The sequence below is a fragment of the Dellaglioa sp. CoH-56-MRSF-13 genome, from assembly GCF_056782095.1.
Genome location: NZ_JBXAYC010000048.1, coordinates 1 through 507, shown reverse-complemented (window position 1 = coordinate 507; position 507 = coordinate 1). Strand labels below are relative to the sequence as shown.

Genomic DNA, 507 nt, shown 5'->3' with positions numbered 1-507 from the left:
ACCCTGCCTTTGGCGTTATGCCTACAGCCCTCAGGAAATTGGTTACGTTATCACTGCCAAGCACACCATTGACGACTGACCCAATAGAAGTTCCTATATTGGTACCCGCGTCCTTGGCTATGGAGGCCGCTGAATCTCCGAAGTCGATCGAAGGGCCGGGGCTTTCCAGAAACCCATACTTGCCAGTACTAGGCATCGTCAACTTCAAAAGGTTAACGATAGGAGTCCGAACATCTGTAACGGGATCAGTTTCCGTATGGAACTGAAGCTCTAGGCTCAAGTTCGTTTCGGTATTACCGGCCCATAGCTGCGCGCTCATGGCCTGAACCGCAAGACGCACACCAACCGCAGCTGCGGCTGTATCGAGTGCCTTAGTTGTTGACAAAGACTGTGGCATAGGCTGTTCGTATGCAGCACCCGAGTCCATAGAAAAGGTCTCGGGCATAGTTGCGGACACCGAGATTGGGTCCGTCGCGCTCTCACGCTGTATGAGTACTGTATATGGAG

The 507-nt window shown here is 52.7% G+C and carries 1 protein-coding gene; it reads right to left on the bottom strand.

Annotated features, from left to right (window positions below; translation table 11 throughout):
* Positions 1-397: hypothetical protein (locus tag AC1RP1_RS07800; protein ID WP_481762690.1), on the bottom strand; the 397-nt coding region annotated here is incomplete at its 3' end.
* Between the last annotated feature and the right edge of the window lie 110 nt (positions 398-507).